Raw genomic sequence first — 24815 nt, 5'->3', positions numbered from 1 at the left:
GCAACGAAGCTGCCAGCAGGCGCACGCTCAACGAACCGAAAGTGGTGCGCTGCGGGTGAGGTAGGGCGCGAGCTTTTCCATCGCGGCCTCGACGCTGATGCCGTAACGGGCGCGCAGTTGATCGACCTTGCCGTGCTCGATGAAGCGGTCAGGCCAGCCGATGCGAACCACGGGCGTGCTCTTGCCAAGGGCGTTCAGCTCTTCCATGACGGCGCTGCCGAAGCCGCCCATGAGTACATGATCTTCGAGCGTGAGAAAAGCCGTCACGCGGTCTGCGTAATGCGCCAGCAGTTCGGTATCGACCGGCTTTACAAAACGCGGATTGATGACGGCGGCGCGATAGCCCTGGCGCGCCAGCTCTTCGCGAATCTGTTCCGCCATGGGCAATAGTGCGCCGAGGCCCAGAATGGCGATGTCCTCGCCCTCATGCAGCACCTTTGCCTTGCCGATGGGCAGCGCCTCGGGCTGCTGCTTTACGGCATGGCCCGGGCCGGTGCCGCGCGGATAGCGGATGGCAGACGGGCCATCGTGCAGCATGGCGGTGTACATCATGTCGGCGAGCTCGTCTTCATCGGCGGGCACCATGTGCACGATGTTGGGAATGCCGCGCAGATAGCTGATGTCGAAGAGGCCGTGATGTGTGGGGCCGTCATCGCCGCTGAGGCCGCCGCGATCCATGCAGAAGACGACGGGCAGATTTTGCAGGCAGACATCATGCACGATGGGGTCAAAGGCGCGCTGCAGAAATGTGGAATAGATGGCGCAATAGGGCTTGAAACCGCGCGTGGCCATGCCCGCGGCAAAGATGACCGCGTGCTCCTCGGCGATGCCCACGTCAAAATAGCGCGCAGGATGGTGCGGGCGGAAGTGGTCGAGCCCGGTGCCGTTGGGCATGGCTGCCGTGATGGCGACGACCTTGTCATTCTGGTCAGCGAGTTTGACGAGAGAGCGCGCGAACACCTCGGAGTAAGTGGGCTGCCCGGAAGAGCTGGTTTCGCCTGTCTCTGGGTCAAAGGGCCCGAGGCCGTGGAACTTTTTCTGCCCCGCGAGCGCGGGCTCAAAGCCGCGCCCCTTCTGGGTGATGGCGTGCAGCAGCACGGGGCGGTCCTGCTGCTTGAGAAACTTGAAGGTGTCAATGAGCAGGCTGAGGTTATGGCCGTCGATGGGGCCGTAGTAGGTGAGGCCGAACTCTTCAAAGAGCACCGAAGGCCACAGCATGCCTTTCGCAGCTTCCTCGGCGCGGCGCACCATGTTGGCCGCAGCCGGACCGCCGATGCGCTTGAGCAGGCGGGCCGCCGAATCATGGAACTGCGAAACATGCTCGTTGGTGACAATCTTGTGCAGGTAGCGTGCGATGGCGCCCACGTTGCGGTCAATGGACCACTCGTTGTCATTGAGGACCACGATGAGGCGGCGGGTCTGGTCGGCAATGTTGTTGAGTGCTTCAAACGAGATGCCGTTGGTGAAGGCGGCGTCTCCGGCCAGGGCGACGACATGCTCATGGCCGCCGGCGATGTCACGCGCCACAGCCATGCCCAATGCCGCCGAGAGCGCCGTGCCGGCGTGCCCCGCTCCGTAGGAGTCGTGCTGGCTCTCGCTGCGCAGCATGAAGCCATTCAGACCGCCGGGCTGGCGCAGCGTATCAAAGCGATTGGCGCGGCCCGTCAGCAGCTTGTGCACATACGCCTGATGGCTGACGTCAAAAACGAAGCGGTCCTGCGGCGTGTCAAACACATAGTGCATTGCGATAGTCAACTCAACCACGCCGAGGTTGGGACCGATGTGGCCGCCGGTGCGGGCCACGCTCTGAATGAGACGGTCGCGAATCTCCTGCGCGAGAGCTTCGAGCTGAGGCACACTGAAATGCTTGATGTCGGCAGGCGAGTGAATCGAGTTGAGAAGATTACCCATGCGTTCCTCGGAGACCCCGGTGCGAATTGAGCTCCGGACTTTATATAGATGACATGGAGCATCAAAAAAGACCCCGGAAGGGGTCTATAGGATCTCCCGGACGGCCTCCGTCCAGCCCTTAGTATATCAACCCTGTCTTATGTTCTTTGTTGTGACATAGAAGAGACGCAGCGATTCTTCCGGGAGCGCAGGAAAAGTGAACGCGGCGCTATGCCGAAGCTGGCCCGGCGGGTGGAATTCGAATGGCTCACGAGCCGGAAGACGGACCTTGTGCGAGCGTTGCCTTCTCTGAAGCTGCGTCAAAAGCACTGACAGTGCACCTCTTGCAGCAAAAGCCTCCGGTGTGGCATCCATTGAAGGTATGGCATCCACAACTACTCCTCCGCAGACGCGGACTCTCGGCAACTCTGACCTGCACCTGACGCCCATCGGCTTTGGCGCCTGGGCGATTGGTGGCGGCAACTGGCAGTTCGGCTGGGGTTCGCAAGACGATGATGATTCGGTGCGCACGATTGAGCGCGCCCTCGACCTTGGCATCAACTGGATTGACACCGCCGCGGTATACGGGCTGGGCCGATCAGAAGAAGTGGTGGCACGTGCGCTCAAGAACAGCGGCAAGCGCCCGTATATCTTCACCAAGTGCTCGATGCGATGGGATGACAAGCGCGAAATCTACCGGAGCCTGAAGGCGGCTTCGCTACAGGAAGAGCTGGAGAATTCGCTGCGCCGCCTGCAGGTGGAGACCATTGATCTCTACCAGATTCACTGGCCCAACCCGGACGAGGAGATTGAAGAAGGCTGGGAGACGCTGGCGAAGTTTCAGCAGCAGGGCAAGGTGCGCTACATCGGCGTCTCCAACTTCAACGTGGACCAGATCAGGCGCGCGCAAAAGATCGCGCCCGTCACCTCGCTGCAGCCGCCTTATTCACTCGTGAATCCGGCGGTGGAGAAAGAGATTTTGCCCTATTGCCAGCAGCATAAAATTGGCGTGATCAACTATTCCCCCATGGCCTCGGGGCTGCTCACCGGAAAGATGACGGCCGAGCGCGTTGAGCAGATGCCGGACGATGACTGGCGGCGGCGCAACCCGAACTTCCAGGAGCCGAAGCTCTCCCGCAACCTGAAGCTCGCCGAATTGCTGCGCGAAATCGGGAGCGGACACGGAGTGGAACCGGGCGTCGTGGCCATTGCCTGGACGCTGCGGAACCCCGCGGTGACGGCGGCCATTGTAGGTGCGCGGCGCCCCGACCAGGTGGATGGCATTATTCCGGCCCTGCACTTCCGGTTGAGTGATGAGGAAGCGCGCCGCATCGATGGCTTTCTCGCCGAGCATCCGTAAGCCACTCACGGCTAAAGACAAAAGGCGTCCTGCTCGAAGCGGGACGCCTTTTCTGTCTCAGGAAGGATCAAGAGGCAGCGCGGATTACATGCACTCCAGAAAACGCGGAAAGAGCAAAGTGGAGTGATCCTGAAAAAGCCGCGTCATGTGCGCCAGCATGGAACTGTAAGCCGTCGCGGCACGGTGCGCATTGACGCTGGCCGCGACCTGGGAATAGGTGGAGAGATATTTCGCGGTGGCTAGCAGGACCGCGACACGAATCTGGATGGCATCGGCCCGCAGGCTTTCGAGCAGTTCTTCCGGAGCCTCTGCGCCGTGGTCGGTCGCGTAATCAGCCAGGCGAAGGAAGAGGCCGGCGTTGCGAAACATCGCCCAGAGTCCGGCGACGCCGTTGATTTTCTCCCATACGTTGGAAGGCGTGGCCGTGATGCCGTCCTCATAGAGATACCGGTGGGAGACCCTGTCAAAGTTAAATTCGTTGTTGGAACGGAGCTGCGATGCAATCCAGTCCCAGCTTGAAGAACGCACACGGTCCTGTTTGCGCTTCCAGTAGGTGTAATACACCAGCATGGTGGCCAGGACTAAAACGAGCAGCAAAGGTACAGGCATTCCAGAATCTCCTCGCGCTATATTTGCGCGGTCAGAACAGACAACTTCGCCAGATGCTGGAGATAGGGGAAAGAAAGGAATACTAACTGCGGAGTCAAGTGCCAGGCACCGCTCAAATGGGTGCTGTCGTATCTCCCGATATATTAGCTCACACTTGCGGCCATAAGACGAAAAATCGCATCGGTCTGAGAGCCTTTTCAGGCACGTGCCCGAATCGAGGTCTCAAGCTTCCTTCTGCCATGAATACGAATCCGGGTGCTGAACTGGATTTCCTCCCATTACCTAAGTAATAAACCGCGGCGCGAGCCCAGCGATAACTGCCCCCGTCTGCTGAGCCACTTGCATGCTTCCGGGCTTTCCCGAAAAGTGCCCAGATCTGATTTTTGCCAGTGGCTGGGCAAGTTCACGAGAATGGTTTTAGTAGCCAGAGCATCAATGTTTCGGTACACTTCAGTAATCCTCCAAGGTAATGCATGAATGGCTGGTGAAGAATGGGCAAGACCAGCACGGAGACTCCGTCATGAGCTTTGCAATGCGAGAGCAGTCTCTTCACGAGCAGCAGATCAATCTTGAACTCTCTGAAGGAGTGCGCAGCGCAGTCCGTTTTCCGCTGCACTTGCCCATTCGTGTGATTGCCAATGGCGAGGAATATTCAGGAGAATCAGAAAACTTCTCATCGGGCGGAGTCTTGCTTCGCCTGGATAGAGGGATTGAACCTGGAACAACGGTGGAGTTTCTTGTGGAGATACCGGCTGGCGTTCTGGGAATGCAGAGCACAGCAGCCATTCACTGCACAGGTAGAGCCTTGCGCGCCTATGAGAAAGATGGCGTGTCTTATTGCGCAGTGGTGATAGACGAATACCGGTTCCAGTAACTTGCAGACATGGACTAGATCATGGTGGACGGGAAAGAAAACACAGAAAACCTGAACGTACAGAGCCCCGAGAAGGATGCTATCCGGATTATTCTGGCGGACTCCCAGGCCATCTACCGCGTTGGTATGAGGAAGGTCTTTGCCCTGGAAGACGACCTGCGCGTCGTGGCCCAGGTGGACAGCATCGCGCATCTGCTCTCCAGCATTGAGAAGCATCCGGCCGATGTGCTACTGCTGGAAGGCAGCCTGCTCGCGGGCACGACCAACGCGATCCCTGAAATTGTGAAGATGGCGCCCGAACTCAAGATTATTGTGCAGACGGCGGCCACCGACGAAGCGCACACGGTCGAGCTGTACCGGCGCGGCGTGCGCGGCATCATTCCCCGCTCGATTTCGCCGGACCTGCTGGTGCGCTGCGTGCGCAAAATTGCCGCCGGTGAAACCTGGATCGACAACCAGTCGGTGAACTGGGTGATCGAGGCTTACCGCTCGCAGGCCTCGGCTTTGACCAATCCGCGTTCGCAGCCCCGGCTTTCGCAAAAAGAGCTGGCCATTATCAGCTGCATCACGCAGGGCAAACGCAACAAAGAGATTGCCTATCAGCTCGGCACCACCGAGCAGGTGGTAAAAAATTACCTGCGCAAGATTTATGACAAGCTCGGCGTTTCAGACCGCCTTGAGCTGGCGCTTTATTGCCTGCACCACCAGTTGCACAAGCGCGCCGGCGGCGAGGATGGCCAGCCCATCGAGATGCCGATCCCTCCCAAGTAGTCCTTGCGCTCTGCGCTCCAGGCTGTGGCTCTGATACTCTCGGTCAGAAGCCGCAGCCGCACATGCTCAAGACACTCCAGAATCTCACCGCCCCTCAGCGACATGCCTTTTTTGCCTGCTTTCTGGGCTGGTCGCTCGACGCCTTTGATTTCTTTCTGCTGGTCTTTTGCATTCCGGCTTTGGCGGCCGGGTTTCATGCCCGCATTCCAGAGGTCGGCCTGGCCGTCACACTGACGCTGGCCTTTCGGCCGGTGGGGGCGATTCTTTTCGGCTACCTCGCCGACCGCTTCGGACGCCGCCCCACGCTGATGCTCAACATCGCGTGCTACTCGGTATTTGAGATTGCCTGCGCCTTTGCCGGATCGCTGCATACGCTGCTGATTCTGCGCGCGCTCTTTGGCATTGCAATGGGTGGGGAGTGGGGCGTGGGCGCTGCCCTCGCACTCGAAACTCTGCCCAGGGAGGGCCGCGGCTTTTTCTCTGGCGTGCTGCAGGAGGGCTACTCGGCCGGATACCTGCTGGCTTCGCTGGCTTTTGCCACCGTTTACCCATGGCTGACGCATCTGCACTGGCATGGCCAGGTGGTGGGCTGGCGTGGGCTGTTTCTGCTGGGCGCGCTGCCGGGGCTGCTGGTGTTCTACATCGGGTTTCGCGTGGAGGAGTCACCGGCCTGGGCCGAGAGCCGCGTGCGCGGCGTCACCGGCCGCGAAAGCATGCACTGGCGCGAGGGCCTGCGGGCATATGCGCCGACCTTTCTTTTTCTGATTCTGCTCATGGCCGGCTTCAATGCGCTGTCACACGGCACGCAGGATCTCTATCCCACCTTTCTGCAGAAGCAGATGCACTTCTCGCCGCGGGTGACGGGCAATATCGGCATTGTCTATAACATCGGCGCGATTCTGGGCGGCATCCTCTTCGGTTCGCTGTCAGAAAAGCTCGGCCGCAAGAAGACCATCCTGCTGGCCGCGCTGCTGACGTTGCCGGCGATTCCTCTATGGGCGCTCTCGCACTCGCCTTACACCCTGGCCGCCGGAGCGTTTGCCATGCAGTTTCTGGTGCAGGGCGCGTGGGGCGTGGTTCCGGCCTATCTCAGCGAACTCTCGCCCGGGCCGGTGCGGGCCACCTTTCCGGGACTGGCCTACCAGTTGGGCAATCTGCTGATGTCATGGAATATTTTTTTGCAGGCGCGCATCGCCGAACGACTGCATAGCTATGGCGGCATGCTGGCCGCGACGGTGGTGATTGTCGCCCTCTTTCTCGCCACGGTGACGGCGTTTGGGCGCGAGTCGCGGGGCGTGGAACTGCGCGTCTGACAGGCTACTTTTTGCGCTCCAGCAGCAGTTGCTCGACGGCCCGCAGATCCTCCTCGGTATCAACGCCGATGGTGCTGCCCGGGGCCTCGGCCACATGAATGTCGATGCCGTTTTCAAGCAGGCGCAACTGTTCGAGCCGCTCAATCTCTTCCAGGCGCGAGGGCGGCAGAGTGGCAAAGCGCCGCAACGCTGCCTTGCGATAGGCATACAGCCCCAGATGCTTGCGGTAGCCGATGAAGCCAGCGGCATCGCGATCATAGGGGATGGTGGCGCGGGAAAAGTACAAGGCGCGGCCATCGGCGGCAGTGACCACCTTGACGGCGTTGGGGTTTGCGATCTCATCTTCGGAGCAAGGCACCGACAGCGTGGTCACCTGCACGTGAGGCTGCTCAAAGGGAGCTAGCAGCGCCGTGAAGTGCGCCGGGGTCAGCATGGGTTCATCGCCCTGAATGTTCACGTAAATATCGGCATCGATCGACTGCGCCACCACAAAGACGCGATCGGTTCCGCTAGCGCAGTCCTCGGGCGTGAAGATGGCCGGCAGGCCTTTTTGCCGTGCAAACTCCATGACTTCTTCGGCATCGGTAGCGATGAGCACCTGCCGCAACTGGCCGCTGGCGCGCGCGGCACGATAGACCCAGGCGAGCATGGGCTCGCCGGCAATCTCGCGCAGCACCTTGCGCGGCAGGCGGGTGGACCCGATGCGGGCCGGAATGACACCGAGAACATTCAGGGAAGACACGATGGATGACTCTCCAAATGGCAGTGTAAATGGCGAACGCAACCGCGCCGAATCCCAGGAAAATCGGCCTACGGTTGCCAGAGGTGCACCGCAGAAAGTAACGTGGTTCGAGCGGCTGCTGCCGCTATGAGAGAGGGTGTTCGTGAGCATCGACACTTCCGATGAATCGCTCGATTCCACTCTGCGCGAAGACCGCATCTTTCCACCGCCGGAGGAATTTTCCCGCGCGGCCTACGTCAAGAGCCTCGCGGAATATGAAGCGCTTTACCAGCGTTCGGTGGAAGATCCCGAGGGATTCTGGGGAGACGTGGCCGCCGATCTGCACTGGTTTTCCCGCTGGAACAACGTGCTCGAAGGCGAAGTGCCGTGGGTGAAGTGGTTTGCCGGCGGCAAGCTGAATCTCTGCTACAACTGCGTGGACCGGCATGTGCATGAGGGCAGGGGCGATAAGGTCGCCATTCTGTGGGAAGGCGAGCCGGGCGATGTGCGCAAGCTCACATTCAGCGATCTGCACCTGGAGGTGCAGCGCTTTGCCAACGCGCTCAAATCCCTGGGCATTCGCAAGGGAGACTGCGTTGCCATCTACATGGGCATGACGCCCGAGCTGGCGGTTGCGGTGCTGGCCTGCGCCCGCATTGGCGCGGTGCATTCGGTCATCTTTGGCGGATTTGCCTCGAACGCCATCGTGGATCGCGTCAACGACGCGCATGCCGTCGCCGTGATCACGCAGGACACGGCATGGCGGCGCGGGGGCGAAGTCAAGCTAAAGGCCGCCGTGGATGAAGCGCTGCCCCACTGCCCCACTGTGCGCAATGTGGTGGTATGCCGGCGCACGGGCAGCCCTGTCACCATGCAGGGCGGGCGCGATCACTGGTGGCATGACCTGGTGAAGGACGTGCCGGCACAATGCCCGGCCGAGCATCAGGACTCAGAAGATCCGCTCTACATTCTTTACACCTCGGGCACCACGGGCAAACCCAAGGGTCTGGTGCATACGACCGGCGGCTATGCCGTGCAGACCTACCTGACCAGCAAGCTGATCTTTGATCTGCGTCCGGATGATGTGTTCTGGTGCACGGCCGATATCGGCTGGGTGACGGGCCACTCCTACGTGCTCTATGGGGCACTGCAGAATGGCGTGACGACGGTGATGTATGAGGGTGCGCCGACTTATCCGCAGCCCGACCGCTTCTGGAAGATGATCGACGACCACAAGGTCACGATCTTTTACACCGCCCCCACGGCGATTCGCGCCTTCATGAAGCAGGGCGACGAGCACCCCATGCGGCACAAGCTCGACAGCCTGCGGCTGCTGGGCACCGTCGGCGAGCCGATCAATCCGGAAGCGTGGATGTGGTACCGCAAGGTGATCGGCCGCGACCGCTGCCCGATTGTGGATACGTGGTGGCAGACCGAGACCGGCGCCATCATGCTCTCGCCCTTGCCGGGCGCTATCCCCACCAAGCCGGGTTCGGCCACGCGGCCTTTTCCTGGAATTGTGCCGGAAGTGGTTACAAAAGAAGGCAAACCTGTTCCCGCGGGGCAGGGCGGCCTGCTGGTGATTCGCAAGCCGTGGCCCTCGATGGCCCGCACCATCTTCAATGATCCTGAGCGCTACGTGAAGACGTACTGGTCCGATATTCCCGGCTCCTACTTCACCGGCGACGGCGCGCGTATGGATGCGGACGGCTACTACTGGCTGATGGGCCGCGTCGATGACGTCATCAACGTCAGCGGCCACCGGCTGGGGACGATGGAAATCGAGTCCGCGCTGGTCGCGCACCCCAAGGTGGCCGAGGCGGCTGTCGTGGGGCGGCCGCATGATCTGAAGGGGCAGGCGATCTCCGCCTTTGTGACGCTCGAAGAGGGCCACGAGCCCTCCTCGGAACTCAAGGAAGAGCTGCGTGCCTGGGTCGCCAAGGAGATTGGCGCGCTGGCCCGGCCCGACGATATGCGCTTTACCGATTCGCTGCCGAAGACCCGCTCCGGCAAGATCATGCGGCGTCTGCTGCGCGAGCTGGCAACGCATGGCGAGTTCAAGGGCGACACCACCACGCTCGAAGACTTCACCGTGCTGGCCAAGCTGCGCGAGCAGGATGAGTAGCCACTACGCTGTGTACGTAAAAAAGCCCGGGCTTGCGCCTGGGCTTTTTTGCTGTCTGAAAATAGAGCGTTCTAAGCGGTAGAAGCCGTGGGCAGCACCGCGACATTGCGAGCGACGGTGAAGAAGAAGCTGCTGCCCTTGCCCACTTCGCTCTCGACCCAGATTTGCCCGCCATGCTGGCGCACGATGCGGCGGCAGATGGCGAGGCCAAGCCCGGTGCCTCCCATGGCGCGCGAGTCTGAGGCATCGACCTGCTGGAAGCGCTCAAAGATCAGGCTGATCTTCTCGGGCGGAATGCCGCGGCCATGGTCGCGCACCTCGATGACCGCCTCGGCCTTGCCACGCACGCTGGCTCGCACCAGCACGTCGGCTCCGGCCGGAGAAAACTTGATGGCATTGCTGATCAGATTGCCGAGTGTTTGCAGAATGCGGTCAGCGTCCACCCACAGGTCCATGGGCTCGGCCTCGACGCGCAAAGTGATGTTGGCCTTCTGCGCGCTGGAGTGCTGCAGATCAACGGCGCGCTGCAGCAGATCGCGTGCCGGCATCTGCACATATTGCAGTTGCATTTTGCCGCTGCCCAGCCGCTCAAAGTCGAGAATGTCATTCACCAGGCGCACCAGGCGGTCGCAGTTGCCGATGGCCACGTCAAACATCTGCTGCACCTTCTCAGGACGGCGCTGCAACGCTCCCCCGGCAATGAGGCCCAGGGCCGCGCGCAAAGAGGTCAGCGGCGTGCGCAGCTCATGGCTCACGGTGGAGATGAACTCATCCTTCATGCGGTCCAGACGCTGGCGCTCCGTGATGTCCTGGAAGGCGATCACGATACCGCTGACGCGCCCGTTATCGACCAGCGGGCAAGCGACATACTCCACGGGAAAGCAGGTTCCATCCTTGTGCCAGAAGACTTCGTCGTCCACGCGCATGGGCGAATCGAGTTGGCGCGCTTTGTAGATCGGGCATAAATCCACCGGATAGGGAGTGCCGTCGGCGCGGCTGTGATGGAGCAGCGCGTGCATGTCGCGGCCGCTGACCTCCTCTTCCTCATAGCCGACCATGTCGAGAGCCGCGCGATTCACAAAGGTGATGCGGCCTTCCATGTCCATGCCGAAGATGCCGTCACCGACCGAGCCGAGAATTGACTCTCGCTGGCGGGTGAGGTTGCGCAGGCGGTGCTCGGCTTCGTTTTTCTCCGTCACATCGACGCCGTGGCCGAGCACGAACGGCTCCATATCAGGAAAATGCACGAGCTTGTTGCGGTAGGTGATGACGCAGACGCCGCCATCCTTGCGCCGCAGGCTGAGCATGCCCTGATGCTCGCCGGTTTCATTGATGGCCTTGAGATACTCGGCCCATCCGGGCCGGTGCTGCGGAGGAATGAATTCCACCAGCTTGCGGCCGGCCATCTCTTCTGATGTGTAGCCCAACGACTCGGCAGCGTGCGCATTGATGGAGAGCAGGCGGCCTTCCACATCGTGCGTGCAGACCATACCCAGGGAGCCCTCGACCAACTGGCGGTAGCGGGTCTCGCTCAGGCGCAAGGCATTCTGCGCTTCCACCTGCAGGGTCACATCCATGCCGGTGAGAATCACAAAGTTGACCTCGCCGGCGGGGTCGGCGAGCGTAGTGCTGGCCCAGGCAATGCGGCGCACACCACCGCCGCGCGTCCTCCAGCGCATTTCCCATGTTTCCTGCAAGGCTCCCTGCCGCGCCTGCTCAAAGAGCTGCTGCGCGCGCTCGCGGTCCTCTGGGGAAAACATTTCGCGAATGAAGGAGCGGCCGACGAGTTCCGCAAAGGAGTAGCCGGAGATCTCTTCGCACGAGCGATTGAAGCGCACAATGCGGCCTGAGGTATCAAGCACCAGCACCAGAGCGCTCATGGTGTCGAGCACGGCGGAAACAAAGTTCCGCTCGACGGTCAGAGCCCGCTCGACGCGTTGGCGAGCACGCGCGGAACGGTCCTGAATGCGCATGCGGTTGTAGTATTCCAGCCGCGTGACCACCTGGCGGCTCAGCGTTTCCGCGATCCGCAGATGATCGGGGCGGAAGAAGTCTGTCTCGTCCGAAAGCAAAGCAAGAGTGCCCAGCACAGCGCCGTGAGAATCCACCAGTGGCGCGCCCAGATAGGAGCGGCAGGCAATCGAAGGAGTCAGCGCGACGAAGCCATCGGTGAAGCGTGGGTCGCGCCCGGTATCCGGCACCAGAATGGATTGCCGCTGCGCCAGCACCAGCTCGCAGGCGGTGGAGTAGCGCCGCAGTTCGGTTCCATCAAAGCCGTGATGCGATTTGAACCAGATGCGGTTAGCATCCATGAAACCGATATAGCCATAGGGCGCGCGCGTGAACTGGGTGGCCAGATCCAGCAGCTCATCGAAGGCCGGATCGGGTGGCGTATCCAGAATTTCGTGCTGGAGCAACAATTTGAGGCGTTCGGCCTCATCGTGTCCCATCGCGCTCAGGGTGGAGATCATCGGTCTTTTGTAGTTTCCGGCAATTGCTATTGTTGCAGAACCAGCCCTTCAGCTCCCTGCCCCATTGGTGGGAGGAGTCTAGCAGCTTTTGTGCCGAGTAAGTAACTGTTTTTACAGGCGTTGGTAATCGTTCGATGAGTGGCGGCTGCCTGCTTCGAGCTACGTTCCAGGAGCATTCAGCTCATGAAAATCGAGAGAGACTTGCAGCCCGGGTCAGGCTCCTGCCATTCTGACTGAAGCCTGCCGGGCTCAGCGGCGCACCGCCCTCACTCCGTACGCCATGCTCGCAAAATCGGCGGAAAAATCCAGCACATGCTGGTATATTGAATGTTTGGGAGATGCGTGCGCCGGGCCGCCCCTGCGGCTGGCTGGCAAAGTGCGCCCCCTTCCACCGTTACAGTTGCACCTGAAAGGATTTTCCATCGTGGTTATGATTCGCCTGGCGCGCATGGGTGCGCGCAAGCAGCCTTACTACCGCATTGTTGTGATTGAGAAGCGCAGCGCGCGCAACGGCCGTTCACTGGAAGTCGTGGGCACCTACAACCCCCGCACCAACCCGGCCTCAGTAGAGTTGAAGCGCGACCGCATCGACTACTGGACCGGCAAGGGCGCCCAGATGTCAGACCGTGTGGCCAAGCTGGTGCAGCAGAACCCGGCTCCCGCAGCCGCCTGATCGCTTCAGGTCCGCACAGCCTTCCTGAATCACAAAAAATCTGGAAATTTGTTTTGCCAGCCTGCCGATGCCTCTGCGAATATTCGCCTAGGCATGGCATGCGCTTTTGGCAGCCATATTAAGGGAGGCTGTGTATGACGGATCAGGACCGGCCCGACAACATGCAGCAGCTTGTGACAGAAATTGCGAAAGCCCTGGTCGACGACCCTGCCGCTGTGGTAGTGGAAGCCCAGGAGGACGACGAAAGCACCGTTCTGCGGCTGCGCGTAGCCCCCTCGGATGTCGGCAAGGTGATCGGCAAACAGGGCCGCACAGCCCGCTCCATGCGAACGATTCTTAGTGCCGTCAGCATGAAGCACCACCACCGCTATACCCTCGACATCATCGAAGAGGACCGGCCGGGCGCGGAGTGAGCACCATGCCGACTTCCCCGTGGGTCACGCTTGCGCACATCGTTCGCCCGCAGGGCCGCCGGGGAGAAGTCATTGCCGAGTTGCTCACAGACTTCCCCGAGAAGTTTGCCGAGCGGCGTCACGTCTTCCTCACGCGCGATGCCGCCTCAGACGCCGCGCCGCGCGAGATGGAACTGGCCGGCTACCGGCTGGCTCAGAATCGTGTCGTGCTGCACTTTGCCGGAATTGATTCCATTGATGCCGCCGAAATGCTGCGCGGGCTCGATGTCGTCATTCCAGAATCAGAGCGAGCACCACTCGATCAGGACGCCGCGTATATCAGCGACCTGATCGGCTGCGATGTGTGGGATGAGGCTGCGGGCCAGCGAGTAGGAATCGTTCAGGACGTGGACCGCCAGGCCTCGCATGTGGATTTGCTCGTCGTCGATTGTGAGAATGGGCAGCGAGCGGAGATTCCCTTTGTGAAAGCCTTTCTGGTCAAACTCGATACGACGGGCAAGCGCATTACGATGCGGCTGCCCGAAGGGCTGCTCGAGATTAACGCCAGCACCGCTACCGCGCGCGAGCCGCGAGCGCGAAGGACACGCAAGCGCGGCCTTCGCAAGCCAATAACCGGCGCGGACGCCACTCCGCCGGATTCCCAGTGAGCCCTGGCATGCGCTTCGACATTCTCACCATCTTTCCTGACTTCTTCACCTCGGTCTTCAGCCATGGCGTGCTGCGGCGCGCCATCGCGCAGGGGCAAGTGTCCGTCGCCTGCCACGACTTGCGCGACTTTACCCATGACCGTCATCGCACCGTGGACGACCGCCCCTTCGGCGGCGGCGAAGGCATGGTACTGAAGCCGGAACCGATCACCGAAGCGCTCGAATCCCTCGGCCTCGCGGCAAAGGGAAGCCGCGATCCGCAGCCCGAGGCCGTCGTGCTGCTCTCGGCTCAGGGCATGAAGTTCACCCAGCGCGTGGCGCGCGATCTGGCCCGCATGGAGCGCCTGGTACTGATCTGCGGACGCTATGAGGGCGTGGATGAGCGCGTCAACGAGCTGCACTGCGATCTGGAACTCTCCATTGGCGACTACGTGCTCTCGGGCGGCGAACTAGGCGCGGCGGTGATCGTCGATGCCACCATGCGGCTGCTGCCCGGGGTGCTCGGCAACGAGGCCTCCAGCGCCTTTGAGAGCTTTGGCCCTACGCATGAAGAGCTGCATGGGCAGTTTTCACAGGAGGCGGGCGCGCCGCCGCTCTCGATGCACGGCGCGGGAGGGTTGCTCGACTACCCGCATTACACGCGCCCGGCGGAGTTTCGCGGCCTGGCCGTGCCCGATGTACTCGCAGGCGGCAATCATGATCAGATTCGCCGCTGGCGCCGCGAACGGGCGCTCGAGAAGACGTTGCGCAACCGCCCCGATCTGCTCGAAGCGGCGGAACTCAGCGACGAGGACCGGCGCTTTTTGCGACAACTGCAAAAGGGCTAAGATCAGCCCTTTTGCGTTGCGCTTCCGCTAGCGAAGCCGCGGCGAGTTGTAGCGGTGAAAATGCTTGTAGACGTAATGGCCAATCAGCCATCCCACTGAGCTGCCCACCAGCACATCCGTGGGGAAATGCTGCTGCCCGAGCACACGCGTCAGGCTGATGGCGGATGCCGCGGAATACACGCCCACCTGCGCCCAGGGGTTGTGATACTCGCCCGCAATCACCGCCGCCGAGGACCACGCCAGCACAGCATGCGACGACGGGAAGGAGCCATCGACACCAGCATCGCCCTCAAAGAAATGGCCGCGCGCATTGTGCAGAGCCGGGCGCTCGCGCCAGAAGACCAGCTTCATGCCCTGCTCGACGACCACGCCGTCCACGAGCGCTTCCGCGCCGAGAATGCCGGTTTCGCGCGCATGCGTGTCGCCCTCGAAATGCCCCCAGCCGTAGAATGCGACAGGAGCCGCGATCATGCCGCCGATGAGCGCGTTTGAGACGTTGACGTTGTCCTGATTGAACGTGGGATCACGGCTGACCACCGAACTCATGGTGTGGTGGTCCGTGGCAATGCCCACACCGGTGGCCACGGCCAGCGGCCCCAGCCACAGCAGATCGCGGCGGGTCATGCGCGCCGGACTGGTCCAGATAGCCGCCTGTTGATGCAGCACCTGAACAGGGGCATTCCGGATGGTGACCGCCGAATGCTGGTCAAGATGGCTGGCAGGAGCATCGGGCAGCGAAGGAAGGCCAGGAGCGCTGGCCGCCAGAGCAGCGGAACTGCAGAGCAGAGTGCCGCAGCACAAGGCCAGCAGAAGACGGAACTTGAACGAGGGACGCAGGGGGATGAATCTCCAGTCGGGATAAAGTGCCAACAAATTCACGATAAATATTACAGGGCTATGAATTCGCAGCGGAAAGGATGACATTGTGGTCATGGAACTCGACAAGGCAACACGCGCCGAGGCGATTGCGTCGATTCGGAGGTACTCTGAGGCTAACTTCTCTGAGCCGCTGGCGGAGCTGGGGGCCGGGCTGCTGCTGAATTTCATTCTGGAAGAGATTGGGCCGGCCATCTACAACCGCGCCATCGCCGACGCCCAGACCAGAATGCAGCAGAGAGCGGCCGATTTGACCGGAGAACTGTACGCCGAAGAGTTCCCATACTGGCGAAAAGTGGCGGCGGGACAGAAGAAACGGCGCTAGGGACCCCGCAAACCGTCCATTTTCTTGTAAACTAAAAATTCTGAGTCAATTGTCAGGGAAGAACTATGTCTATTCATCCAGTCATGCAACGGCTTGCCGAGAAAATCAATCGTACCGACCTGCCCGCTTTTGTGCCGGGCGATACGGTGCGCGTGCAAGTCAAGATCAAGGAAGGCGAAAAAGAACGCCTTCAGGCCTTTGAGGGCGTTGTGATTGCCCGCAAGAATGGCGCGCAGGGAAGCTTTACCGTCCGCAAGATCAGCTTTGGCCAGGGCGTGGAGCGTATTTTCCCCTTTAACTCAAAGGTCATCGACAGCGTGGTCAAGGTTCGCTCGTCCAAGGTGCGCCGCGCCAAGCTGTTCTACCTGCGCGGACTCCGGGGCAAAGCAGCCCGCCTCAAGGAAGTCGAGCGCAGCTAGCCCCTCAGCGGCCTGTGCCGCCTGCGGGACGCTTGTCTCCGGCTCATGTTTTCACCCAACGCCTCGGCCTCCAGCCGGGGCGTTTGTCTGCCCGGTCGCTGGGAGCGCGGCAAAGCACTAAACTGAAGACGTGCCTCCGCGTTCCGCCTCCAGATCTGTTTCGCCCGCGACGCTCAAGCAACGCATGCTGCGCCAACTGGTCTGCGGCGACCGCTATGAGCGCCAGGCGCGGCAGCAGGGCGCAACCGCCATCGCAGGCGTAGATGAAGTCGGACGGGGCGCGCTCTTTGGTCCCGTCGTCGCCGCCGCAGTTATTCTGCCGTCCCGCATTCGGCTCGAGGGCTTGCGCGACTCCAAACAACTGCGTGTCTCTGATCGCGAGCGGCTGGCCACCGAGGTGCATGCCTGCGCCATCGCCGTGGCGATTGCAGAAGTAGATGTGGAGACCATCGACCGCATCAACATCTACCAGGCCACGCGGCTGGCCATGCTGCGCGCAGTGGAGCTGCTGCAACCCGAGCCGGATCACCTGCTCATCGATGCCATGCGCATTGATCACCCCTGCGCGCAAACCAGCATCATTTATGGCGATTCCCTCTCGCTGTCGATCGCCGCGGCCTCGGTGGTCGCAAAAGTCTACCGCGATCGGCTGGTATGCGAGCTGCACGCGCTCTATCCCGAGTATGGACTGGACGCGCACAAAGGCTACGGCACGCCCCGGCACAAGGCCGCGCTACTGCAGTATGGCCCCACTCCGCTGCACCGGAAGAGCTTTGCTCCCGTCACCCAGTCGGAACTGTTTTTGAACGAAGAATCTTCTGCCCAGGAGTCCATGATTTGACCACTGCCGCTCGCCGCCTGCTTTGCATGACGGCCCACCCCGACGACGAAAGCGGCGCCTTTGGCGGCGCCCTCATGCTGGCCAGCCAACAGGGATTTGAAACCACGCTCGTCTGCCTCACCGATGGCCAGGCCGCGCATTTTCGCGAAGGCGCAGAGGACAATGGGGCGCTCGGACAAAAGCGCCGCGCCGAGTTGAAGGCTGCCTGCGAGGTGCTCGACATCACGCGCTACGAGGTGCTCGACTATCCTGACGGCCAACTGGCGCATGAAAAGTTCTACGAGCTGGTGGGCGATGTGGTGGCGCGCATCCGGCGCTGGCGGCCGCAGGTGGTGCTCACCTTTGGCGGCGATGGCGGCGTCAACCTGCATCGCGACCACATCGTGGTCTCCATGGCCACAACGGCGGCTTTTCACTGGGCTGGACGGCCTGAGTTTTTTCCCGAGCAGATTGGAGTCGCCTTCGCCGGCGAGCGGTTAACGCCTTATACGCCGCAAAAGCTCTACTACAGCAGCACCCCGTTTGTTTCCGTGCGCGCACGCCCTGAGCTGAATGGCTCGCCCACCGTGCCGTGGTCGTTGTCCATGGAACTGGGCCCGCTCGGAGAGCGCAAGTTCCAGGCATTTCTGCAGCATGAGACACAGCGCGGCGTGATTGCAAGGGTGGGCGATAGTATTCGCGAACATTTCGAGCGGGAGCGCTATCTGCTCGCCGCCGCGCCGGGCCTGCTCCACATCGCCGACGATGCGGGGCTCTTTGAGGGCATTCGCGAAGACTGAGCAAAACGCCATTATCAAAAGAAACAAAGGCCGGAGAAATCTTCTCCGGCCTTTTGAATTGCAAACGAAATGTGTTCTTACTTGATGGTGCCATTCAGCGCACTGGGGAAAAATGCTCCGCCCTTGCCGGCCGCTCCCCCGCCGTACACGATGGAGAGCACCTGCGAGGTGGTGCGTGCATAGGTACGCGCGGTCGCATCGGCATCGACAATCGTCGCCGCACCGTTGCTGTCCACGCTGACGCCCATGTCGTCGTTGTTGGAACCGTCGAGTTTGGCGCGCGTCATCGCGATCATCTGCGAAGCCTGCATCGCACTCGAGCCAGCCTGGAAGATGCGCGTGCGGATGCTGGCCGCGTGATAGGCCTCCACATTGTGAATGCCCACGGCCTTGTCGAGATAAGTCTTGTTTGAGATTGCCGGAGCCGCGCCCTGATAGGCCGTGACGCCGACGTCTTCAAAGATGAACGCACCCAGCAGGAAGTTAGTCTGGCTCGCGAAGGGATCAAAGCTCGATCCCAGCCCCGCAGCCTGTGCCAGCGCATTGAAGCTGTTCATCAGATCGATGTTGGGCATAGCGACAGCGGAGGTGCTGAGGTTGGTCTGCAAAAACTTCACGTGGTTCTGCTCATCCATCGCCACTTCCATCGCGAAGTCCTGCGTAAAGGTATCAGAGAAAGTTACTTTTGGATTTGCCTTCACCGTGACGCTTCCGCCGGCCGAGCCATCACCGCCCTTGGTGGAGATGCCAGCCGCCACGTCAATGGTCGTTCCGGTGGTGGCCAGCGTGTAGTACTGCGCTTCGAGAAATTCGAGGTTCAACGCAAAATTGAGAATGTCTGCGTCGGTGATGGTCTGGGCAAAGGCGCTGCGGGTCAATGCCATTCCGGCGAGTGCGGCGCCGCCCAGCAGCATGGCCTTGCGTCGCGAGGCGCGCCTTTCTTCGACCGCCTGCATGAGCTCTTTCTGATCGATCTGATCGATGTTTTCCATTGATCTCTCCTTAGGAAGCCGTGGCTGAAATAGTGCCGTTGAGGCCATTCGGGAAGAATCCACCCTTGCTGACCACTCCCGCCGAAGGACTCAGGTATACGATGTGCATCACCTGATCGGTCGTGCGGTCATAGGAGATAGAGCTGGAGTCTGCATTCACGATGGTGCTCGCTGAGAGCGTGGTCTCCGCTCCGCCACCAGCCGTGGCGCGCAAGGCCTGAATCTGCGTGGCCGCTGTAAGCACCGAGCCGCCGACCTGCGCAATCAGCGTGCGGATCTCGCCCGCGTGATAAGCCTCAGTCCCCAGAATGCCGGCCGCGGCCGCCAGGTTGGCCGAGCTGCTCAGGAGCGTTGCCGCGCCGTGGTAGGCGGTGACACCTACGTCTTCGAAAACAAACGCGCCCAGCAGAAAGTTGTCATCGCTCGAGAACGGATCAAAGGTCGAGCCAATGCCCGCAGCCGAAGCCGCCGCATTGAACGCATTCGTGAAGTCGATGGCTGGACGATCCACCGCCGCCGAGCCCAACTGCTTCCGCAGAAACTGCACGTGCGTCTGCTCGTCATTGGCGATTTCAAGCGCGTAGGCCTTCACCGCGGACGACTGGAAGTTCACTTGTGAGCCGCCTGTCACGTTGCCCGGATTTGCGCCGATGTCAGAGGAAGAAAGCCCCATGCCATAGGCCGCGCGCAGATAAAACTCTGCTTCGAGATATTCAAGGTTCAACGCAAAGTTGAAGATATCAGCATCCGTGATCGATGAACTGGTGCCGCCTCCGCCACCGCTGTTCGTCGTGTTATTGGTCATATTGTTGGCCATGCTGTTTCCGCTGCTGCAGCCAGCAATTCCTGCTGCGGCAACCCCTGCGCTCACGCCGATTCCCGCTAGAAATTTGCGGCGCGAAACGCTCCTTCGCTCAAGCAGCTCATCGAGCTTCTTCACGATTCTGACCTCCAGAAGAATGATGCCCCGGCACTTTCTCCCGGGCTCACGGTTGCAATACGCGGGGCGGATGCCGAACGGATGGAGTCTTACGAGAAAAAGAGTTTCATCCCATCATGGGTCGATGTCACGAACAGAAAGACCAGAATTCTATTCATAAAACACATGTCGAAGTACCGAGGAGCAGGCAACCCTGGGCGGCTTGGGGATCTCAACCGCTCCGCCGCGTTGAAAAATGGCGGATACTACTTTCGTAGCAATTCTCTGAACCTATGTTTCCTTCTCTGCGATATACGCTGTGGATCACGCTCGCCGCACTGGGACTTCTATTGCCCTTGCGAGCGCAGACCGGAGTGCGGGAGGAGCCTCAAAATGCTGTCATTACTGTGCCCGTGGTGGTGCATGGCAAGCATGGAGAACTGCTGCCACTGCTGACAGCAGAGGACTTCACGCTGACCGACAATACGCATCCCCAGACCATTCAATCCTTCGCGCCTGACACCAGCCTGCCGCTCACGGTTGGCCTCCTGTTCGAGACAGGCCCCGGGCAGAGCAGCGCACTTCATGAAAAAGTGCATGCGAGCAAACAATTTCTAAATAGCCTGCTGAGCGCGCATGCATCCGGCAGCGCACCTAGGGTGTTTGTAGTTCAATTCAACCGCGACGTTGATCTGCTCGAAGACCCATCTGCCAGCGCGAGCAAGGCGCAGCAGGCGCTTTCGCAGGTGGGTGTGGCACAGTTCCATGGCGACAGTAACGCAGACTCGACCGCGAACAAGGGGCGTCACGCCAAAGCCTCAGGCGCTGCGCTCTATGATGCGATTTATCTCGCAACCCACAACGTCCTCAATACCACAGCCGGAAGAAAAGTCATCGTGGTGCTGAGCGACGGCATTGACCAGGGCAGCAAGACCACGCTGAATGGCGCAGTGGAAGCCGCACAAAGGGCAGGCGTGGCCGTCTACGCCATCTACTTCAAAGGCGGCCGCCCGCCGGTGGAGTTCCGTCCATCGAACAGAACAAACGGCAATCGCGGCGGCTATTCCGGGAATTATCCGGGAGGATATCCGGGCACCTATCCCGGTGGATATCCAGGGGGTGGCACAGACAATCCGATGCCTGCGCCATCTGGCGAGCGGCGCGTCGACGGCAGAAAAATGCTCGAGGATATTTGCAATCGCACCGGCGGTGAAATGTTTGATAGCCGCAGGCAAGGCTTGCCGCGCATTTTCGCAAGAGTGATGCAGCAACTGAATGAGGCAGACATGCTGCAATACACGCGCACGCAGACAGCCACGGAGCCGGGCTTTCATCACATCCGGCTCAAGCCGAAACAAAAAGACGTGACGATACAAATGACAGAAGGCTACTGGCTCGGCGACGAATAGCAGCCCGAAAAGCGAGGCAATCCCCGGCGCACCGCGTATCCGCTGCGTCATTATGACGCAGCAGGAACAGCCTCCATCCAACCTATACTGGCGCTAAACCATGCATTACTCATTGAAGCAACCTAATATGCGCAACCTACTGTTACGTTTTCTCGTTGTTCTGATTCTCATGGTGGCAGCAACGCTCTCAGCTCAGGCCTCGATACTCACTCCTGTCCATGGGGTCGTGCATGATCCCTCACATCGGCCCATCCGTGGGGCGCGCGTCACATTGAAAGCAGCGAACTCGGCGCTGCAATTCGCCCAAGCAACAGGAGCGGATGGCATCTTTCACTTTGCCAGCGTGCCGGTGGGCGTTTACATCATCACGGTGAAGGCATCGGGCTTTGCCACGCGGCAGCAAGAGGTCACAGTCACTGCAAACAGTCAGCCCGTCCTGCACTTTGCCCTGACTGTTGCCACTGTCCAGCAATCCACCACCGTGCATGCTGAGGCCTCGGCGTTGAGTCCGGACTCGATGACGCCCACCACGCTCATCAGCCGCAAGACCATTGCGCAAACGCCCGGTGCAAGCCGCACCAACAGCCTGGCCATGATCACAGACTACGTGCCCGGCGCCTATGTGGTGCATGACATGCTGCACATGCGCGGTGGCCATCAATTGAGCTGGCTCATCGACGGCGTGGAGATTCCCAATACCAACATTGCCAGCAACATTGGGCCCGCCATCGATCCGAAAGACATTGACTACCTCGATGTAGAAAGAGGCAGCTATGAGGCCGATCTGGGTGACCGCACCTACGGCATGATGGACATCGTGCCGCGCACTGGCTTCGAGTACAACCGCGCGGGGCAACTCGTGTTGAGCGCCGGCAATTATGGCCAGACGAACGATCAGATCAGCCTGGGCAACCATACCGAACGTTTTGCCTGGTATCTGAGTGTCAATGGCAACCGCAGCAGTTACGGACTCATGCCGCCTGTCGCTCACCCCTACCATGATGCTGAAAACGGCTACGGAGGATTCAACTCGATCATCTACAACCCGAACCCAAAGAATCAGCTTCGCGTCGTCTCTCAACTTCGTACCGACTATTATCAGATTCCCTACGATCCCAACCCTAGTGACTACGAGAATCAGTTAGACCCGACCAGCCAGCTTCGCGATGGTGAGCATGAGACCGACGGCCTCATTGCGCTCACCTGGGCACATAGCTTCGATTCGCTGACCACTCTGAACGTGTCGCCCTTCTACCACTACAACCGCGCCAACTATCAACCGGGAAAGAACGATGCCCCCGCCGCTACAAGCTCTGACCAGACCGGCAACTATGCTGGACTGCAGGCATCCATCGCCACGGTGATTGCAAAGAACTCGCTCAAGGCCGGGCTCTACAGCTATGTACAGCATGAGAATGACTTCTTCGGCTCCACTTTCGCCGACGGCACACCGGCTGTGGCACAACGCAACCGCGTCACCGGCGGCATTGCGGAGTTTTATGCCGAAGACAGTTACAAACCCTCGCAATGGGTCACCTTCTTCGGCGGAGTGCGCGAGTCTTATTTCAGTGCGGACGTCACAGAGAACTATGTGTATCCCCGCGTGGGCTTGGCCGTCGAAATCCCTCGCCTGCACTGGATATTCCGCGCATTCTACGGGCGCTTTTACCAGCCGCCGCCGCTCACCAGCGTCTCTGGCCCGCTGCTTCAGTACGCGCAGGCCAGCAACACCAGCTTTGTGCCTCTGCATGGTGAGCGCGACGAAGAGCATCAGTTTGGTGTGACAATTCCCTTGCGGGGATGGACGCTCTCAGCAGACACCTTTGAGACGCGCGCCAACAACTTTCTGGATCACAGCAACATTGGCGAATCGAGCATCTTCATTCCCGTCACCATCGACGGCGCACTAGTGCAGGCGTGGGAGCTAACGTTGCGCTCGCCGCAAATGTGGAAGTACGGGCAGGTGCATCTGGCCTACTCCAATCAGCTTGCGCAGCAACGGGGGGCCATCACCGGAGGGCTGATCTGCTATCCGCCCAACTCGCCCGATTGTGCTGCGTCGCAGGCCTACACGCCGCTTGACCACGACCAGCGCAACACGCTCAACGCTGGCTACAATGCGCACCTGCCCAGCCAGAGCTACGCGTCGATCAATGTGTATTACGGATCAGGTTTTTCAAATGGCGTGCAGACTGCACAGTATCCGGGAAACTATCTGCCGCAGCACACGACCATCGACCTGGCGGCCGGCAAGCACTTCGGCAGCAAGTATGAAGCAAGCATCACGGCGCTGAATGTTGACGATAGCCGCGTGCTGCTCGACAACAGTCTGACCTTTGGCGGCTTCCACTACAACGCGCCACCTGAGGTCTATGGAGAAGTCCGCTACAACTTCCACTTCTAGAAACAGAACTCCCCGGGTCTTAAATAAAGCCCGGGGAGTTTTTCGTTACACGTCAGTCCAGTCGAGAATGACCTTGCCGGTCTCGCCGCTCATCATCGCGGCAAATCCCTTCTCAAACTCCTTGTGCGAATAGCGGTGCGTGATCACGGGCGAAATATCGACGCCCGAGTCCACCAGCACTGACATCTTGTACCAGGTCTCATACATCTCGCGACCATAGATGCCCTTGATGGTGATCATGTTGAAGATCACCTTGCGCCAGTCAATCTCCATGGGCTTGGCCGGAATGCCGAGCATGGCAATCTTGCCGCCATGGCACATGTTCTCAATCATCTCCACAAAGCCGGCGCGGCTGCCCGACATCTCAAGCCCCACGTCGAAGCCCTCCTGCATGCCGAGTTGCTTTTGCGCCTCGGCCACCGGCGTCTTCGTGGGATCAATGGCCAGCGTGGCGCCCATGGAGCGCGCCAGTTCCAGCCGGAAGGGATTCAGATCGGTCACGACCACATGCCGTGCTCCGGCATGGCGCACGATGGGGATCGTCATCAGGCCGATCGGCCCGGCGCCGGTGATGAGCACGTCTTCGCCCAGCACAGGAAACGTGAGCGCCGTATGCACAGCATTGCCAAAGGGATCAAAAATGGCAGCAATCTCTTCCGACATGCCGGGATTGTGCCGCCAGATGTTGGTCATGGGCAGCGAAATATATTCTGCAAACGCGCCCGGCCGGTTGACGCCTACGCCCAGCGTCGCGGCGCAGAGATGACGGCGGCCCGCCAGGCAGTTGCGGCAGCGCCCACACACCACATGCCCCTCACCCGAGACCAGGTCCCCTACCTTGAAGTCGTTGACGTTCGAGCCAATGGCCGCAATCTCGCCCACGAACTCATGGCCGATCGCCATGGGCACGGGGATGGTCTGCTGCGCCCACTCATCCCAGTTATAAATATGTACATCGGTGCCGCAGATGCCGGTGCGATGCACGCGGATGAGCACATCGTTGATGCCAATCTCAGGAACCGGCACATCTTCCAGCCACAATCCGCGCTCGGCGCGGCTCTTGACTAACGCTCGCATGGTCTCTCCCTCAGAGCAGAACTTATTAGCGTACGACATGCCGCGCGATTGTGCATGCCTCTGCCGCCAAAGCAAAGAGC

At 60.5% G+C, this 24815-nt stretch carries 23 protein-coding genes; 15 read left to right on the top strand and 8 right to left on the bottom strand.

What is annotated here, in order from left to right:
• Positions 1-27: 27 nt before the first annotated feature.
• Positions 28-1911, bottom strand: coding sequence for a 1-deoxy-D-xylulose-5-phosphate synthase (gene dxs, locus ACP_RS13425; protein WP_015897877.1), 1884 nt, complete (start codon positions 1909-1911; stop codon positions 28-30).
• 361 nt (positions 1912-2272) lie between these two features.
• On the opposite strand from dxs, the gene ACP_RS13420 reads away from it, so the two are divergent.
• Positions 2273-3250 (top strand): aldo/keto reductase, encoded by a 978-nt coding sequence (locus tag ACP_RS13420; RefSeq protein ID WP_041839581.1) that lies wholly within the window; start codon positions 2273-2275, stop codon positions 3248-3250.
• Positions 3251-3334: 84 nt separating this feature from the next.
• Here the strand turns inward: ACP_RS13420 and ACP_RS13415 are convergent, their stop codons facing one another.
• Positions 3335-3859 carry a hypothetical protein gene (locus tag ACP_RS13415; RefSeq protein ID WP_015897875.1) on the bottom strand — a complete coding sequence of 175 codons (525 nt, stop codon included), beginning with the start codon at positions 3857-3859 and terminating at the stop codon, positions 3335-3337.
• Between the two features lie 520 nt (positions 3860-4379).
• Here ACP_RS13415 and ACP_RS13410 point away from each other — a divergent pair.
• The 3 genes from ACP_RS13410 (at position 4380) to ACP_RS13400 (ending at position 6817) form a co-directional block, all read left to right on the top strand.
• Positions 4380-4733, top strand: coding sequence for a PilZ domain-containing protein (locus ACP_RS13410; RefSeq protein WP_015897874.1), 354 nt, complete (start codon positions 4380-4382; stop codon positions 4731-4733).
• 21 nt (positions 4734-4754) lie between these two features.
• On the top strand, positions 4755-5504 hold the full coding sequence (locus tag ACP_RS13405; protein ID WP_015897873.1) for a response regulator transcription factor: 750 nt from the start codon (positions 4755-4757) through the stop codon (positions 5502-5504).
• A 62-nt stretch (positions 5505-5566) separates the two neighbouring features.
• Positions 5567-6817, top strand: coding sequence for an MFS transporter (locus tag ACP_RS13400; protein ID WP_015897872.1), 1251 nt, complete (start codon positions 5567-5569; stop codon positions 6815-6817).
• Positions 6818-6821: 4 nt separating this feature from the next.
• Here the strand turns inward: ACP_RS13400 and kdsB are convergent, their stop codons facing one another.
• The gene (kdsB, locus tag ACP_RS13395) at positions 6822-7559 is read right to left on the bottom strand and encodes a 3-deoxy-manno-octulosonate cytidylyltransferase (RefSeq protein WP_015897871.1); all 738 of its coding nucleotides are present in this window, start codon (positions 7557-7559) and stop codon (positions 6822-6824) included.
• Positions 7560-7701: 142 nt separating this feature from the next.
• Here kdsB and acs point away from each other — a divergent pair, with 142 nt between their 5' ends.
• Entirely contained in the window at positions 7702-9663 is a 1962-nt protein-coding gene (gene acs / locus ACP_RS13390; RefSeq protein WP_015897870.1) for an acetate--CoA ligase, read from the top strand.
• A gap of 71 nt (positions 9664-9734) precedes the next feature.
• On the opposite strand, the gene ACP_RS13385 is transcribed toward acs, so the two are convergent.
• Entirely contained in the window at positions 9735-12134 is a 2400-nt protein-coding gene (locus ACP_RS13385) for a PAS domain S-box protein (protein WP_015897869.1), read from the bottom strand.
• A gap of 430 nt (positions 12135-12564) precedes the next feature.
• Here ACP_RS13385 and rpsP point away from each other — a divergent pair, with 430 nt between their 5' ends.
• The 4 genes from rpsP (at position 12565) to trmD (ending at position 14694) form a co-directional block, all read left to right on the top strand.
• The gene (rpsP, locus tag ACP_RS13380) at positions 12565-12807 is read left to right on the top strand and encodes a 30S ribosomal protein S16 (protein WP_041839579.1); all 243 of its coding nucleotides are present in this window, start codon (positions 12565-12567) and stop codon (positions 12805-12807) included.
• 134 nt (positions 12808-12941) lie between these two features.
• The gene (locus ACP_RS13375) at positions 12942-13220 is read left to right on the top strand and encodes a KH domain-containing protein (RefSeq protein ID WP_015897867.1); all 279 of its coding nucleotides are present in this window, start codon (positions 12942-12944) and stop codon (positions 13218-13220) included.
• A gap of 5 nt (positions 13221-13225) precedes the next feature.
• Positions 13226-13867, top strand: a complete 642-nt coding sequence (gene rimM / locus ACP_RS13370) for a ribosome maturation factor RimM (protein ID WP_015897866.1) — start codon at positions 13226-13228, stop codon at positions 13865-13867.
• Positions 13868-13875: 8 nt separating this feature from the next.
• Positions 13876-14694: a tRNA (guanosine(37)-N1)-methyltransferase TrmD gene (gene trmD, locus ACP_RS13365; protein WP_015897865.1), complete on the top strand. Its 819-nt coding sequence runs from the start codon at positions 13876-13878 to the stop codon at positions 14692-14694.
• Between the two features lie 27 nt (positions 14695-14721).
• Here trmD and ACP_RS13360 read toward each other — a convergent pair whose 3' ends face one another.
• Positions 14722-15573: a phosphatase PAP2 family protein gene (locus ACP_RS13360; RefSeq protein ID WP_169305981.1), complete on the bottom strand. Its 852-nt coding sequence runs from the start codon at positions 15571-15573 to the stop codon at positions 14722-14724.
• A gap of 52 nt (positions 15574-15625) precedes the next feature.
• On the opposite strand from ACP_RS13360, the gene ACP_RS13355 reads away from it, so the two are divergent.
• From ACP_RS13355 to ACP_RS17450, 4 genes are all read left to right on the top strand, one after another.
• Positions 15626-15895, top strand: coding sequence for a DUF2164 domain-containing protein (locus ACP_RS13355; protein WP_202944472.1), 270 nt, complete (start codon positions 15626-15628; stop codon positions 15893-15895).
• Positions 15896-15960: 65 nt separating this feature from the next.
• On the top strand, positions 15961-16314 hold the full coding sequence (gene rplS / locus ACP_RS13350) for a 50S ribosomal protein L19 (protein ID WP_015897862.1): 354 nt from the start codon (positions 15961-15963) through the stop codon (positions 16312-16314).
• Positions 16315-16444: 130 nt separating this feature from the next.
• On the top strand, positions 16445-17155 hold the full coding sequence (locus tag ACP_RS13345; protein ID WP_015897861.1) for a ribonuclease HII: 711 nt from the start codon (positions 16445-16447) through the stop codon (positions 17153-17155).
• On the top strand, positions 17152-17934 hold the full coding sequence (locus ACP_RS17450) for a PIG-L deacetylase family protein (RefSeq protein WP_015897860.1): 783 nt from the start codon (positions 17152-17154) through the stop codon (positions 17932-17934). Before ACP_RS13345 ends, ACP_RS17450 begins: the two co-directional genes overlap by 4 nt.
• Positions 17935-18011: 77 nt before the next feature.
• Here the strand turns inward: ACP_RS17450 and ACP_RS13335 are convergent, their stop codons facing one another.
• A complete protein-coding gene (locus ACP_RS13335) occupies positions 18012-18926 on the bottom strand; it encodes a ferritin-like domain-containing protein (RefSeq protein ID WP_015897859.1) in 915 nt (304 codons plus the stop codon).
• A 10-nt stretch (positions 18927-18936) separates the two neighbouring features.
• On the bottom strand, positions 18937-19866 hold the full coding sequence (locus tag ACP_RS13330) for a ferritin-like domain-containing protein (RefSeq protein WP_202944471.1): 930 nt from the start codon (positions 19864-19866) through the stop codon (positions 18937-18939).
• Between the two features lie 272 nt (positions 19867-20138).
• On the opposite strand from ACP_RS13330, the gene ACP_RS13325 reads away from it, so the two are divergent.
• Complete coding sequence (locus ACP_RS13325; RefSeq protein WP_041839576.1) at positions 20139-21254, top strand: VWA domain-containing protein; 1116 nt, start codon at positions 20139-20141, stop codon at positions 21252-21254.
• Positions 21255-21381: 127 nt separating this feature from the next.
• Entirely contained in the window at positions 21382-23658 is a 2277-nt protein-coding gene (locus ACP_RS13320; protein WP_052294818.1) for a TonB-dependent receptor, read from the top strand.
• 45 nt (positions 23659-23703) lie between these two features.
• On the opposite strand, the gene tdh is transcribed toward ACP_RS13320, so the two are convergent.
• Positions 23704-24735 (bottom strand): L-threonine 3-dehydrogenase, encoded by a 1032-nt coding sequence (tdh, locus tag ACP_RS13315; protein ID WP_015897855.1) that lies wholly within the window; start codon positions 24733-24735, stop codon positions 23704-23706.
• Between the last annotated feature and the right edge of the window lie 80 nt (positions 24736-24815).

It is taken from the genome of Acidobacterium capsulatum ATCC 51196, from assembly GCF_000022565.1.
GTDB classification, from domain to species: domain Bacteria; phylum Acidobacteriota; class Terriglobia; order Terriglobales; family Acidobacteriaceae; genus Acidobacterium; species Acidobacterium capsulatum.
Note: the sequence above shows the minus strand (reverse complement) of the source record. Positions and strands in the feature narration are given on the sequence as shown.

Excerpts from the sequence above, each read along its gene's own strand:
- rimM (WP_015897866.1), top strand. The coding sequence starts at position 13,226 with ATGCCGACTTCCCCGTGGGTCACGCTTGCGCACATCGTTCGCCCGCAG.
- rpsP (WP_041839579.1), top strand. The coding sequence starts at position 12,565 with ATGATTCGCCTGGCGCGCATGGGTGCGCGCAAGCAGCCTTACTACCGC.
- ACP_RS13415 (WP_015897875.1), bottom strand. The coding sequence starts at position 3,859 with ATGCCTGTACCTTTGCTGCTCGTTTTAGTCCTGGCCACCATGCTGGTG.
- ACP_RS13375 (WP_015897867.1), top strand. The coding sequence starts at position 12,942 with ATGACGGATCAGGACCGGCCCGACAACATGCAGCAGCTTGTGACAGAA.
- rplS (WP_015897862.1), top strand. The coding sequence starts at position 15,961 with ATGTCTATTCATCCAGTCATGCAACGGCTTGCCGAGAAAATCAATCGT.
- trmD (WP_015897865.1), top strand. The coding sequence starts at position 13,876 with ATGCGCTTCGACATTCTCACCATCTTTCCTGACTTCTTCACCTCGGTC.
- ACP_RS13320 (WP_052294818.1), top strand. The coding sequence starts at position 21,382 with ATGCGCAACCTACTGTTACGTTTTCTCGTTGTTCTGATTCTCATGGTG.
- ACP_RS13335 (WP_015897859.1), bottom strand. The coding sequence starts at position 18,926 with ATGGAAAACATCGATCAGATCGATCAGAAAGAGCTCATGCAGGCGGTC.
- ACP_RS13420 (WP_041839581.1), top strand. The coding sequence starts at position 2,273 with ATGGCATCCACAACTACTCCTCCGCAGACGCGGACTCTCGGCAACTCT.
- ACP_RS13325 (WP_041839576.1), top strand. The coding sequence starts at position 20,139 with ATGTTTCCTTCTCTGCGATATACGCTGTGGATCACGCTCGCCGCACTG.
- tdh (WP_015897855.1), bottom strand. The coding sequence starts at position 24,735 with ATGCGAGCGTTAGTCAAGAGCCGCGCCGAGCGCGGATTGTGGCTGGAA.
- dxs (WP_015897877.1), bottom strand. The coding sequence starts at position 1,911 with ATGGGTAATCTTCTCAACTCGATTCACTCGCCTGCCGACATCAAGCAT.
- ACP_RS13400 (WP_015897872.1), top strand. The coding sequence starts at position 5,567 with ATGCTCAAGACACTCCAGAATCTCACCGCCCCTCAGCGACATGCCTTT.
- ACP_RS13410 (WP_015897874.1), top strand. The coding sequence starts at position 4,380 with ATGAGCTTTGCAATGCGAGAGCAGTCTCTTCACGAGCAGCAGATCAAT.
- ACP_RS13355 (WP_202944472.1), top strand. The coding sequence starts at position 15,626 with ATGGAACTCGACAAGGCAACACGCGCCGAGGCGATTGCGTCGATTCGG.
- ACP_RS13405 (WP_015897873.1), top strand. The coding sequence starts at position 4,755 with ATGGTGGACGGGAAAGAAAACACAGAAAACCTGAACGTACAGAGCCCC.
- ACP_RS13385 (WP_015897869.1), bottom strand. The coding sequence starts at position 12,134 with ATGATCTCCACCCTGAGCGCGATGGGACACGATGAGGCCGAACGCCTC.